The organism is Streptomyces sp. NBC_01261 (genome assembly GCF_036226385.1).
Lineage (GTDB): Bacteria > Actinomycetota > Actinomycetes > Streptomycetales > Streptomycetaceae > Streptomyces.
Genome location: NZ_CP108463.1, coordinates 4995460 through 5008338, shown reverse-complemented (window position 1 = coordinate 5008338; position 12879 = coordinate 4995460). Strand labels below are relative to the sequence as shown.

The 12879-nt window shown below is 69.2% G+C and carries 12 protein-coding genes and 1 tRNA gene; 11 read left to right on the top strand and 2 right to left on the bottom strand.

Features of this window, described 5'->3' with window-relative positions; all coding sequences use genetic code 11:
- Window positions 1-48: 48 nt before the first annotated feature.
- The 10 genes from OG226_RS21935 (at window position 49) to OG226_RS21890 (ending at window position 10215) form a co-directional block, all read left to right on the top strand.
- On the top strand, window positions 49-909 hold the full coding sequence (locus OG226_RS21935) for an NADH-quinone oxidoreductase subunit J family protein (RefSeq protein ID WP_328680183.1): 861 nt from the start codon (window positions 49-51) through the stop codon (window positions 907-909).
- Complete coding sequence (gene nuoK, locus OG226_RS21930) at window positions 909-1382, top strand: NADH-quinone oxidoreductase subunit NuoK (RefSeq protein WP_328680182.1); 474 nt, start codon at window positions 909-911, stop codon at window positions 1380-1382. The genes OG226_RS21935 and nuoK overlap by 1 nt, the downstream gene beginning before the upstream one ends.
- Window positions 1379-3373 (top strand): NADH-quinone oxidoreductase subunit 5 family protein, encoded by a 1995-nt coding sequence (locus OG226_RS21925; RefSeq protein ID WP_329349791.1) that lies wholly within the window; start codon window positions 1379-1381, stop codon window positions 3371-3373. The genes nuoK and OG226_RS21925 overlap by 4 nt, the downstream gene beginning before the upstream one ends.
- A gap of 6 nt (window positions 3374-3379) precedes the next feature.
- Complete coding sequence (locus tag OG226_RS21920) at window positions 3380-4954, top strand: complex I subunit 4 family protein (protein ID WP_329349790.1); 1575 nt, start codon at window positions 3380-3382, stop codon at window positions 4952-4954.
- Window positions 4951-6474 (top strand): NADH-quinone oxidoreductase subunit N, encoded by a 1524-nt coding sequence (locus tag OG226_RS21915; protein ID WP_329349789.1) that lies wholly within the window; start codon window positions 4951-4953, stop codon window positions 6472-6474. Before OG226_RS21920 ends, OG226_RS21915 begins: the two co-directional genes overlap by 4 nt.
- 189 nt (window positions 6475-6663) lie before the next feature.
- Window positions 6664-7527: a zinc metalloprotease HtpX gene (gene htpX, locus OG226_RS21910; protein ID WP_019061147.1), complete on the top strand. Its 864-nt coding sequence runs from the start codon at window positions 6664-6666 to the stop codon at window positions 7525-7527.
- Window positions 7524-7916: a YccF domain-containing protein gene (locus OG226_RS21905; protein WP_328680178.1), complete on the top strand. Its 393-nt coding sequence runs from the start codon at window positions 7524-7526 to the stop codon at window positions 7914-7916. The genes htpX and OG226_RS21905 overlap by 4 nt, the downstream gene beginning before the upstream one ends.
- A gap of 12 nt (window positions 7917-7928) precedes the next feature.
- The gene (locus OG226_RS21900; RefSeq protein WP_329349787.1) at window positions 7929-9086 is read left to right on the top strand and encodes a barstar family protein; all 1158 of its coding nucleotides are present in this window, start codon (window positions 7929-7931) and stop codon (window positions 9084-9086) included.
- A gap of 114 nt (window positions 9087-9200) precedes the next feature.
- Window positions 9201-9767, top strand: a complete 567-nt coding sequence (locus OG226_RS21895; protein WP_329349785.1) for an SMI1/KNR4 family protein — start codon at window positions 9201-9203, stop codon at window positions 9765-9767.
- Window positions 9768-9948: 181 nt separating this feature from the next.
- Window positions 9949-10215 carry a GlsB/YeaQ/YmgE family stress response membrane protein gene (locus tag OG226_RS21890; protein ID WP_019061143.1) on the top strand — a complete coding sequence of 89 codons (267 nt, stop codon included), beginning with the start codon at window positions 9949-9951 and terminating at the stop codon, window positions 10213-10215.
- 248 nt (window positions 10216-10463) lie between these two features.
- Here the strand turns inward: OG226_RS21890 and OG226_RS21885 are convergent, their stop codons facing one another.
- Window positions 10464-10952, bottom strand: a complete 489-nt coding sequence (locus OG226_RS21885; RefSeq protein WP_328680175.1) for a YajQ family cyclic di-GMP-binding protein — start codon at window positions 10950-10952, stop codon at window positions 10464-10466.
- Window positions 10953-11186: 234 nt separating this feature from the next.
- Here OG226_RS21885 and OG226_RS21880 point away from each other — a divergent pair.
- Window positions 11187-11268: transfer RNA gene (locus OG226_RS21880), tRNA-Tyr, on the top strand.
- A 174-nt stretch (window positions 11269-11442) separates the two neighbouring features.
- Here the strand turns inward: OG226_RS21880 and OG226_RS21875 are convergent.
- A complete protein-coding gene (locus OG226_RS21875) occupies window positions 11443-12822 on the bottom strand; it encodes a tyrosine-type recombinase/integrase (RefSeq protein ID WP_329349784.1) in 1380 nt (459 codons plus the stop codon).
- Between the last annotated feature and the right edge of the window lie 57 nt (window positions 12823-12879).

Below are 12879 nucleotides of genomic sequence, written 5' to 3'. Positions count from 1 at the left end.
CACCGAAGCCGCGAAGCCCAACCCCACCGATCCGCCGGAGGGCCAGTCGTGACCCTCGCCGAAACCGTCGCCGTCACTGTCAACGCCACGGCACCCCTCGCCGCCCCCCACACCCACGGCTTCCTCTCCCCGACCGGCGTCGAGATCGCCTTTCTCCTCGTCGGCCTGGTCACCTTCGGCGCCGCCCTCGTCACCGTCACCACCAAGCAGCTGGTGCACGCCGCCCTGTGGCTCGTGGTGACCCTCGGGGGTCTCGCCGTCGAATACCTCCTCCTCACCGCCGAGTTCATCGCCTGGGTGCAGGTCCTCATCTACGTCGGTTCCGTCGTCGTCCTCCTTCTCTTCGGTCTGATGCTCACCAAGGCCCCCATCGGCCGCTCCCCGGACGCTGATTCCGACAACCGCTGGGCCGCCCTCGCCGTGGCCGTCGCCGCCGCGGCGGCCCTGGTCTGGGTCGTCGTCGACGCCTTCCGCGCGACCTGGATGGACCTGGACGGTCCGGCCGCCGGCTCGACCGCGGTGACCGGCGCGAGCCTGTTCCAGAACTGGGTCCTCCCCTTCGAGGCCCTCTCCGTCCTTCTCCTCGCGGCACTGGTCGGCGCGATCGTCCTGTCCCGCAAGACGAAGTCGGAGCTGAGCTCTCCCCCTGTGAACTCCCGGGGTGCGACCGGTAGTTCCCCATCCGTCCCGGATTCCCGCAATCACACGTTCAGGCGAAATAGCCGTTCTCAAGGCAACGATCCGACCCGGCGGGACAACCGGACCGAGCGGAACGACCCGACCGAGCAGAGCCAGACCGCGCAGAACAACGCAACCGCGCAGAGCGAAGCAACCGAGCAGAGCGAAGCAACCGAGCAGAGCGAAGCAACCGCGCAGAACAGCCCCACCGAGCAGAAGGGAACCCGCTGATGCACCTGGTCTATCCCGCCGTGCTCGCCGCCCTCCTCTTCTGCACCGGCATCTACGGCGTCCTCGCCCGCCGCAACGCGATCCTCGTCCTCATGTCGGTCGAGCTGATGCTCAACGCCGTCAACCTGAACCTGGTCGCCTTCGACGTCTGGCTCAGCAGGACGGCCGAGGAGAAGCTGCACTCCGGCCAGGCTCTGACCCTGTTCACCATCGCCATCGCCGCCGCTGAGATCGGCATCGGCCTGGCGATCGTCCTCGCCGTCTACCGAGGCCGGGGCACCTCCGACATCGACAAACTCCGCGACACCGCCGAGGGCCACGAAACCGACGGCCCCGACGGATTCAGTGGCCCCGACGGATCCGGCGGCTCCGACAGCACCGGCGGGCCCAGCACCGGCATGCCCAACCCGAGCGGCTCACACAGCAACGGCACCGAGCCCCCCGCGGCCGAGAAGGCTGAGGCCACCGCGTGACCACGACCACCCTCGCCGTCCTCGTCCCCCTTCTCCCCTTCCTGGGCGCCGCGGCCGGCCTGCTCCTGGGCCGCACCGCCCCCGGCTTCGTCCGCCCGCTCGCCGTCCTGCCGTCGCTCGCCGCGCTCGCGCTGGCCGCGGTCGTCGCCGTACGGCAGGGCGGTGACGCGGCCGTCGACTCCGCCACCGAACTCACGCCCACCGGCTCGGTCCCCGTCGAACTCGCCCTGCACATCGACGGCTTCGCCGCCCTCGTCGCCGTACTCGCCGCCTTCGTCGCCACCTGTGTGCAGATCTACTCGACGGGCTACCTGCGCGACGACCCGCGCTACCCCTCGTACGCCGCGCTCGTCTCCCTCTTCACCTCCGCGATGCTCCTCGTCGTCTACTCCGGCGACCTGATCGTGCTGCTGGTCGGCTGGGAAGTCATGGGCATCTGCTCCTACTTCCTCGTCGGCCACTACTGGGAGACCCCGGAGGCCCGCGCCGCCTCCATCAAGGCCTTCCTCGTCACCAAGCTCGGCGATGTCCCCTTCCTGATCGGCCTGTTCGCGCTCGCCACCGACGCCGGGTCCTTCCGCATCACCAAGATCCTCAGCACGGTCGCGAACGGCGGGCTGCACCACCCGACGCTGATCGCCCTGCTGCTCCTGGCCGGCGTGGCGGGCAAGTCGGCGCAGTTCCCGCTGCACACCTGGCTCCCCGACGCGATGGCGGGCCCGACCCCGGTCTCCGCGCTGATCCACGCCGCGACGATGGTCGCCGCCGGTGTCTACTTCGTCGCCCGTCTCCTCCCGGTCTTCGAGGCGTCCTCGGCCGCGATGGTCGTTCTCGCCGTCATGGCCGCCGTGACGATGACCGGCTCGGGTCTCGCCGCGCTCGCCCAGGACGACATCAAGCGCGTCCTCGCGTACTCGACGATCGGCCAACTCGGCTACATGACCGGCGCCCTCGCCGTCGGCGACCGCGGTGCCGCCGTCTTCCACCTCCTGTCCCACGGCGCCTTCAAGGCGCTGCTCTTCCTCGCGGCCGGCGTGATCATCCACGCCTCCGGCACCAACTCGCTCGCCGCCATGTCCCGCATGGGCAACCTCCGCGCCCGCGTCCCCGACGCCTTCTGGACGATGACCGTGGCGCTCCTCGCGCTCGCCGCGATCCCGCCCTTCAGCGGCTTCTTCTCCAAGGAGTCCGTCCTCGGCGCCGCCGAACACGCGGCCACCGGAGACACCGCGCACATCCCCGGCGTCGCGGGCTGGATCGTCCTCGTCGCCGGCCTGCTCGCCGCCCTCCTCACCGCCGCGTACGCGACACGCCTGTGGCTGCTCGCCTTCCACGGACGGGGAGTTGAGGCCCCCGACCACGGCAGGCAGCCCGTGGCGATGAACGCCGTGCTGTGGGTGCTCGCCGTCCCGTCCCTCGCCCTCGGCGGACTCGCCTACCGCGTGCTCCCCGACTGGTTCGACGGCCGCGACCTCACCCCGACGCTCACCACCTCGGTGCTGGGCACGGGCGTCGCCCTCGTCGGCGGCATCGTCACCTACGGCGCCTGGCGGCACACCACCGCGCTCGCGGCCCGCACACCGCTGGGCGCGGTCGCGGCCCACCCGGAGGGCGACGCCGGACTCGTCGAGACCGAGGCCATCGCGAGCCACACACCGGCCTACGGGGACGTCGCCTCGGCACCCGACCCGGCGGACCCGGGCCGCCTGCTACTCGGCCCGCTGCACCGCCACGCGGCCTCCGGCTTCCACCTGGACGCCGTGTACACGGACCTGTTCGTCCGCCCGGTGATGGCCGCGGCGAGTCTCGTCCGGTTCCTCGACCGTGAGGTCGTCGACACCTACGTACGCGGCGCGGGCACCCTGCCCCGCCTGCTCGGAGCCGCCGTCAGGCGCGCCCAGACCGGCAATATGCAGACCTATGTGAGCGCGCTGCTCGCCGGCACCGTCGTCCTGACGGTCGCCGTCCTCCTCGTCGCCACGGGAGCGTGAGCAGGCGTGATCGATATCAACGAGTCCGTGATGCAGGTCCTTCTGGCGTTCATCGTCGTCGGCCCGCTCCTCGGCGCCGTCACCGCTCTGCTGCCCGCCCCGCCGGGACTGAAGGGGAAGTCGCCCGACCAGGCCGTACTACGGCACGGCGTGACCGTGACCGGCGTGATCCTCATCGCCGCGATCGTCCTCGCGCTCGGCTTCGACCACGACCATCCCTCGAAGATGCAGGCCACGACCGACATCAGCTGGATCCCCGCACTCGACGTGCGCATCCACCTCGGCATCGACGGCATCTCCCTCCCCCTCCTGCTGCTGACCGCGCTGCTGACCTTCCTCTGCGCGCTCTACTCCTACTTCAAGATGCCAACGGGCCCGTCCCCGAAGGCGTTCGTCGCCCTGATCCTCGTCCTGGAGTCCGGCACCCTCGCCACCTTCGCCGTCCTCGACCTGATCCTCTTCTTCCTCGCCTTCGAGACCGTCCTGATCCCGATGTACTTCCTCATCGCCCGCTGGGGCGGTGCCCAACGGACCCAGGCCGCCTGGAAGTTCATCCTCTTCACGCTGCTCGGCTCCGTCGTCATGCTGCTCGGCCTGCTCCTGATCGGAATCAAGGCGGGCACATTCGACATGGTGGCACTCGCCACTGACAACGGCCGGTCGCTGACTACATCCGTGCAGGTCATCGCCGTTCTGGCGATCGGGATCGGACTCGCCGTCAAGACCCCGATGTGGCCGCTGCACAGCTGGCTGCCCGACGCCCACACCGCCGCCCCGACCGTCGGCTCGGTCCTGCTCGCCGGCGTGCTGCTCAAGATGGGCACGTACGGGTTCGTCCGCATCCTGCTGCCGATCGCCCCCGACGGCATGCACACCTTCGCGCCCTACCTCGCCGCCTTCGCCGTCGTCGGCATCATCTACGGCTCCCTGGCCTGCCTCGCCCTCGCGAAACAGGGCGCTAAGGGCGACCTCAAACGCCTCATCGCGTACTCCTCCGTCGGTCACATGGGCTTCGTCCTGCTCGGCATCTCGACGATGACGCCGACCGGCGTGAACGGCGCGCTCTTCGCCAACATCGCCCACGGCCTCATCACCGGCCTGCTCTTCTTCCTCGTCGGCGCCCTCAAGGACCGCACGGGCACCACCGACCTGGACACCCTGGCCGAGGAGACCGGCGCCGCCCTCTACGGCAAGGCACCGCGCCTCGGCGGCCTGCTCGCCTTCGCCGCCGTCGCCTCGCTCGGACTGCCCGGACTCGCCGGATTCTGGGGCGAGATGCTTGCGCTGTTCGGCGCGTTCAAGCCCGCCGCCGACCTCAGCCGCCCGGCGTTCCTCACCTTCATGGCGATCGCGGCCTTCGGCAGCCTGCTGACCGCCGCCTACATGCTCGCCGTGGTCCGCCGCGTCTGCATGGGCGCCGTGGCGCAGGAAGCGCCGAAACTCGCCGACGTCCAGACGTACGAGTTCGCCGCCTGGACCCCGCTCGTCGCCCTCACCGTCGCCGCCGGCCTGTGGCCGAAGGCACTCCTCGGCCTGACCGACCCGGCCGTGCAGCAGCTCCTCTCAGGAGGCACCCGATGAGCGCCCTGGCCCAGCCTCTCGCGGAGTCGATGGTCCAGTCCGTCGACTGGCTCGCGATCGCACCGCCGACCATCACGGCGGTCGTCGGCCTGGTGGTTCTCGTCGCCGACCTGTTCCTCCAGGAGGCCAGGAAAGCCCTCCTGGGCTGGGTGTCCGTCGCGGGCCTGGCCGCCTCCGCGCTGATGCTGCTGCCCCTCCTGGACGGCGACCGCGCCACCTTCTGCCTCCCCGGCGACGCGACCGCCTGCAGTTATACGGCGGACCGCTTCACCCTGGTCATCCAGCTCCTTGTCCTCGGCGGCGCCCTACTGGCTGCCCTCCTGTCGATCACCACCCTGAAGGACGCCGACAAGGGACTCCCCGAAGGGGAGTACTGGTTCCTGCTCCTGTCCTCCGCCGCGGGCGCCGCGCTCCTGCCCGCCTCCCGCGACCTCGCGACCCTGATCGTCGCCCTGGAGGTCGCCTCCCTGCCCGCCTTCGCCCTCGTCGGCATCCGGCACGGCGACAGGAAGTCCGCCGAAGCGGCCCTCAAGTTCTTCCTGTCCTCGGTCACCGCGACCGCGGTCAGCCTGATGGGCGTCAGCTTCGTCTACGCCACCACGGGCACCCTGTACCTCACCCGGATCGCCGACCGCATCCAGCACGTCGACGGCCAGTTCCACACCCTCGCCCAGACCGGCGTCGCCCTCACCCTCATCGGCTTCGCCTTCAAGACGGCCGCCGTCCCCTTCCACTTCTGGGTACCCGACACCTACGTAGGAGCGCCCCTCCCGATCGCCGCCTACTTGTCGGTCGTCGGCAAGGCGGTCGGCTTCTCCGGCCTGATCCTCGTCACCGTCGTCGCCTTCCCGTCGTACGCCGACGTGTGGGGCCCGGCACTCGCCGCGCTGGCCGCCCTCACCATGACGGTCGGCAACCTGGGCGCCCTGCGCCAACAGACCACGCGCGCGTACAGCGCGGTACGGCTGCTCGCCTGGTCCTCTGTCGGCCAGGCCGGCTACCTCCTCGTACCGATCGCCGCCGCCGCGTACTCCAAGGACGCCCAGAAGTCGATCGGCTCCACCGTCGCCTACGCCCTCATGTACGCGGCCGTGAACCTCGGAGCCTTCGCGGTGGCCGCACTGGTGGGCCGTAGCAGAGCCCTCAACCGCATCAGCGACTACCGCGGCCTCTACGCGTCGAACCCGCTCGCGGCACTGCTCCTGGCCTTCTTCCTGCTGTGCCTCGCCGGGCTGCCGCCGGGCGTCATCGGGCTCTTCGCCAAGGTGACCGTCTTCTCGGCGGCCGTCGACGCGGGCCTGGGCTGGCTCGCGGTCGTCATGGCCGTCAACGTGGTGATCGCGCTCTTCTACTACCTCCAGTGGACGGCCCTGCTGTTCCGCGCCCCGGAGGGCGAGCACGCCGAACACCGCGTCCCCGCGCCCCTCACCGCCGCGCTCGCCCTCACCGGCGCCCTCGGAATCGCCCTCTCCGGAGCACCCCAACTGGTCCTGCGTTTCGCCGGCACCGGACTCTTCTGAGCCACCGGCACATACCACCGTCCTCACCCGGACGGCCCACCCCCGGCGTCGTACGCACAAGGGAACTAGAGCCCCCCGCCTGGCGTTGACCAGTACGGGAGGGTCCACTGGACGTGACACCACGACACCGGTGGCATCAGAGATCAGCAAGCAAAGGGTTCCCCTGCTGCACGATTTGGAGGGCGTACCGTGCACCGCCGGCACAACGGGCTCAGGACCGCAGTTCTCCTCGGGGGACTGTCCGCACTCATCATCGTCATCGGCAGCTTCTTCGGCCGTATGGGGCTCGTCGTAGCGGTCGTGATCGCGCTGGGCACGAACGCGTACGCGTACTGGAACAGCGACAAACTGGCGCTACGCGCGATGCGCGCCCGCCCGGTGAGCGAGTTCGAGGCCCCGGCCCTGTACCGGATGGTCCGCGACCTCTCCACCCAGGCCCGCCAGCCCATGCCGCGCCTGTACATCTCGCCCACGGAGGCCCCCAACGCCTTCGCGACGGGCCGAAACCCGCGCAACGCCGCCGTGTGCTGCACGGAAGGCATCCTGCGCATCCTGGACGAGCGCGAACTGCGCGGAGTCATCGGCCACGAACTCAGCCATGTCTACAACCGCGACATCCTGATCTCGTCGGTCGCCGGCGCCCTCGCCTCGGTGATCATGTTCCTGGTCAACTTCGCCTGGCTGATCCCGATCGGCCGCTCGAACGACGACGACGGCCCCGGTATCCTGGGCATGCTGATGATCATGATCCTGGGTCCCCTCGCGGCCAGCCTCATCCAGTTGGCCATCAGCCGCTCCAGGGAGTACGAGGCGGACGCGTCCGGCGCCCAGCTCACCGGAGACCCCCTCGCCCTCGCGAGCGCGCTGCGCAAGCTCGACGCCGGCACCAAGCAGCTTCCGCTGCCCCCGGAACCCCGCATCGAGACCGCGAGCCACATGATGATCGCGAACCCCTTCCGCCCGGGCCAGGGACTCTCCAAGATGTTCTCGACACACCCGCCGATGGCGGAGCGCATCGCCCGGCTAGAGAAGATGGCAGGTCGCCCTCAGTGAAAACCATCCTGAACGTCATCTGGCTCGTCCTGAGCGGCTTCTGGCTGTTCCTCGGGTACCTGCTCGCCGGCGTGCTGCTGTGCATCACGATCATCGGCATCCCCTTCGGCATCGCCGCCTTCCGTATCGGCGTCTACGCCCTGTGGCCCTTCGGGTACACGACGGTCGAGCGCCGGGACGCGGGCGCCCCCTCCTGCGTGGGCAACGTCCTGTGGCTGGTCCTCGCGGGCTGGTGGCTGGCCCTGGCGCACATCGTCACCGGCATCGCCATGTGCATCACCATCATCGGCATCCCGTTCGGCATCGCCAACTTCAAGCTGATCCCGGTCTCGCTGTTCCCCCTGGGTCGCGAAATCGTGCCCACGGACCAGCCGTTCACCAGCCGCTGACGGCGGGCAGTGGTGGGGGCGCCCAAGTACGTCCTGCTGTCGTACGACGAAGGTGCCGAGTCCACCGGCGAGCACGGCTACGAGGAGACCTGGGCCCTGTGCCAGGACGCCGCCGACCTCTTCGCCGACCCGCCCCCACCCACGCGCGGGACGTACGAACTGCTCGGCTGCGCACCCGAGGGCAACCTGCGAACAGCCCTCGCATGCGCGCGTGCCGACGGTTCGGCACTGCTCGGCCCGCTCACCCTGGAGACCCTCGACAAGACCGGCGGGGGAGAGGGCGAGTGGCGGCTGGAGGACGTACGCGTCGTAGCCGACCGTCCCTGCGCGCGTGACCTGTCGTTGAGAGACGTCACCGTCGAGGGCACACAGTCCGACGACAACCCCGACGACTGTCCGCAGTGCCCGCCCCTGTCCCCGGGCTACCGGATACTGGGCGCGGACGGCGAACCATGGGGCGGTTGCCGGGACTTGGCCCACGTCCAGGAGGACCGGCCCGAACAACTGGAGCCTTCTCTACGCCTGTTGGGCTGCTCCCCGCGCGGCGCGCTGCGGGCGGCCCTGGACGGCGGGGAAGAGGACCTGGGCCACGTCAAGGTGGTGCGCATCGACACGTCCGGTCGGCCCGTGCAGCCCGCCGCCGAGGGAGAGTTACGGGCCTGGATCCCGTCCGCGCGCGGCCCGGGCCTGGTCGACCTCACCCTCGACCCATGGACGGAACGGCCACCGCTCGCGGCCCGGGAAGTGTGGGAGCTGTGGGGTGAGGGTCGCCCCTCCGTGCCCAACCGCTGGGCCGATTGCGATGCTGAAGGCCGCCGCTTCTGGTTGGACACAGCTCTGGCGAACCACACCCACACCGCTCCGGACCGTCCGCCGGCTACCGTCTACCACCTCGACGGCAGCCACATCACCGACGCATCCGGCTTCTTCTGTGCCCTGGGCGAGGCGGTGAACGGCCCCGCCGGTTACTTCGGTTGGGGCCTGGACGCTCTGAATGACTGCCTGCGCGGCAGTTGGGGAGCCACTCCTCCCTTCACCCTCGTCTGGCACGACGCCGCCATAGCCCGCGCCTGCCTCGGCGTCACCCCGCACACCGGCCGACGCCCACCGACGTTCGAGAAGTTGCTCGCGTTCCTCGCCGAACGGCGCGTCGAAGTCAGGCTGGCCTGACCGCTCGTCACCGCACCACGCCAGCAGCCGGAGCGTACGACCAGCGGTTTTCCACAACCGCAGGGTTGTCCACAGGCCGGCCCGATTGTCAGTGGCGCGCGGCACTATGAAGCCATGACCGAGAACGAGCAGCAACTGCTGACACGGGTGGCCGCCGAGGCCCGCAACACCCGCCCGTCGGGCTGGACTTCACTTCCGGCCCCCGTGGACGAGGCCACGGTGACCCGCGCCGAGGCCGCCCTGGGCTTCCGCCTGCCCCCGCTGCTCGCCGCGCTCTACACACGCATAGGAGACGGCGGATTCGGCCCGGAATACGGCCTGTTGCCCCTCCTCGGCGACCCACCGGCCGGCGAGCCCGCCGCCGTCACGCAGTACCTCGCCAAGCGCGCGAGCGGACACAAGGACCCCGACTGGCCCTGGCCCGAGGGCGTCCTGCCGATATCCCACTGGGGCTGCGCGATGTACGCGTGCGTGGACTGCCGAACCCCACAGGCCACGGTCCTCCTCTACGAGCCGAACGCCGACGAGGCCGACCACGCGTGGTACGTCGACGCGCCCAGCCTCGCCGACTGGTTGCGCGCCTGGCTTGACGGCACGGGTTGGTACGAGGACTACGACGGTGCCCCCGAACCGACACCGTGGACCGACTTCCGCATACGCACGACGGCACCGGCATCCTGAGCGGTCCTCGCAGGCCACCGATGCCTGCAACCACCACACGCATCCGTGACGTCCTGTTCATCGACACGGCAGAACATGCAGGGCACAGGCCGTGCGCAAGGACCTACGAACACAGCCTGTCCGGGCGGAATTCACAGCTCCGGATAGGTGCAGGCACAGCGTGAGAGGGCAGGTTCACGGCATGGGCATCATCAGCTGGATCATCCTGGGACTGTTGGCCGGAGCCATCGCCAAATTCCTGCTGCCGGGCCGCGACCCGGGCGGCTTCATCGGTACGACCATCATCGGCGTCGCGGGCGCGTTCATCGGCGGCTGGATCTCAGCCCGCTGGCTGGACCACCCGGTCGCCAAGAACTTCTACGACGGCGCCACTTGGGCCTCGGCGATAGGTGGCGCGCTCGTCCTCCTGATCGCCTACCGCATCCTGTTCGGCAACTCGCGCAACTAGGACCCGTCCAGCGGACCCCGCCGAAGGCGAGCCACCCGGCACGCACAGCTGCGGCGTTGCAGCCGCTCACCGGCACCGGTCAGTCGCCGCTGCCTTCCCGAGACTTGACCGGCCGGACAGGCCCCAGCGCATCCCATGCCACAACCGGCAGGCGAGAAGGGTGGGCATCGACGGATGCCCACCCTTCCTCGTAACAGCGCGCGGCGGACGCGCGAAGCGTAGTTCTACTGGTAGTTCACGAACTGTTTCTACCGGTAGTTCACGAACTGCAGCGCGAAGTCGAAGTCCTTGCCCTTGAGCAGGGACTGCACGGCCTGGAGGTCGTCGCGGCTCTTCGAGCTGACCCGCAGTTCGTCGCCCTGCACCTGGGCCTTCACGCCCTTGGGGCCCTCGTCGCGAATGATCTTCGCCACCTTCTTCGCGTTGTCCTGGGAGATGCCCTCCTCGATCGACGCGAAGATCTTGTACTCCTTGCCGGAGAGCTGCGGCTCACCGGCGTCCAGCGCCTTCAGCGAGATGCCGCGCTTGATCAGCTTGGACTGGAAGACGTCGAGGATCGCCTTGACCCGGTCCTCGGAGTTCGCCTCCATGACGATCTTCTCGGCGGACCATGCGATCGAGGCACCCACGCCCTTGAAGTCGTAGCGCTGGGAGATCTCCTTGGCGGCCTGGTTGAGGGCGTTGTCGACCTCCTGCCGCTCGACCTTCGAGACGATGTCGAAACTGGAGTCGGCCATGTCCTGTGGCTCCTTGTATCGGGGTGCGTATCGATGCGTGTCACTGCGTATCGGCGTGCGTGGGGGCAGCCGCCGAGCCCGGTGTAGGCCCCGGGCCGCATCCGCATAAGCGTAGCCACCCCCTCCCCTCCGAGCGCCGGTCAATCGGGTGGCGAAGCACCCCTGGGCATCGGGTATCGTTTACGTCGTTGCCACGGAGCACCGCCGAAAAGCGGTTCGAGAGGCAGCAGCCCCGGCGGTGTGCCCGAGTGGCCAAAGGGAGCAGACTGTAAATCTGCCGGCTTAGCCTACCCAGGTTCGAACCCTGGCGCCGCCACATGAAAGTAGACCCCCTCTGACCAGGTTACTTACCTGGTCAGAGGGGGTTTCCTTTTGCCTCGCTCTGTTCGATTCGTTGTGGACGGGGCGTGGACGTGTCTCACCTCGTACCGCCCGTATCCCACTGTCGATCAGTGCGTGTCCCCCAGGTGTCCCCCGGGGGAGAGCTTGATCACTCCGGCTCGTTCCACTCCCGAAGAGCTGCGTCGATCCGGCTGTTCGCACGCTCCCTCGTCTGGTCAAGCACCTTGGCGTACACCTTGTGCAGTACCGCGATGCTGTGGCCAGCGCGCCGGGCACACTCCATCGCGTCCACCCCGGAACTGAGCCAGAACGAAACTCCAGCGTGCCGCAGGTCGTAGGGGCGGCGGGCCAGCAACGATGCCGTCTCGGCTTCGCTCAGCACGTCCTTTCGGGCCCTGGCCCACACCTCCCCATAGCCCGTCTCCTGTAGCAGGCCGTCACGGTTCGTCCGAAAGAGGCGACCATCGGGCGCAGCGCCATGCGTGGCGATGTGCTGCCGTAGCAGGCGGACGAAATGCGGCGGGATCGGCACCGGGCGGGAGTCCTTCTTTGCGCGGGCCTTGAGGTGGCGTGCCTCATGCGCCTTCCCGTCGTCAGTCCAGTCGCGCCCCGCTCGGACAACGCCCTGTCGCAGGGTGAGCATCCCCCATCCCGCCTCCGGGAGGTGGCACTGGCTCACGCGCAGTCCGGTGGCCTCGGCCGGCCGCATGGCCGCGTAGTACAGGCACCCGAAGAACGCTTCGAGATGCCGCCCGCGCGGGCCCTGCTCACGGATGCCGGCAAGCAGCGCGCGGACCTGGCGGGGATTGGCGACGCTCTCGGGGTCCACCGCTTCCACAGACTTTGGGGCGGTCCACTTCACGGCCCTGATCGGGTTGACCGGCATGCTGAAGTACTGCTCTTCCACAGCGAGTCCGAGAACGTCGCTCAGGCAAGCCCGCTTGCGCTTCGCGGTGCGCGGCGATGCCTCCTTCCCGTCCAGCCGTAGGGACAGCGCGTCCAGGGCCAGGCGTACCGTCGCCGGGTCTTCCAGCGCGGAGACCGGCATGGAGTTCTTCGAGATCCAGGCAAGGGCACTGGTCACATCGTCCGGCGGGGTCATGTCCCAGTGGTTCCGGTTGTACGCCCACCCGTACAGCGCGCGACGCATGAGTGCGGTGTCGGGCATCCCTGCCTTCGTCTTCACTAGCGCGGGCGTGATAGTTGCCAGTGCGTCGGCGTAGTTCTTTCGCGACTTCGCCGGTGCCAGCGCCCACTTGCGGTCGACGTACGTTCGACTGTGCTCGTACCACGTGATGGAGCCCTGCTTGGCGCGCAACTCGGATACGGGCAGGCCCGTTTCCTCGTCGAACTGGTCGCCGCGTCGCACGGCGGACATGAGTTCCGAGCGGCGTCCCTCGGCCTGGACCTTGAGTGTGTAGCTCTTGGAGTGCTTGCGCTCCCCGACCAGCCAGCGCAGGCGGTAGGGCTTCGGGCGATCCTTGCGGACCTCGATGGAGTAGAGGCGAACGTCGTAGGTCAGTGACATATGAACTCCAGAGGGGCCCGCCGGAAGCGGGCCCCTCGTGTCTCGTGTGTGCGGGAG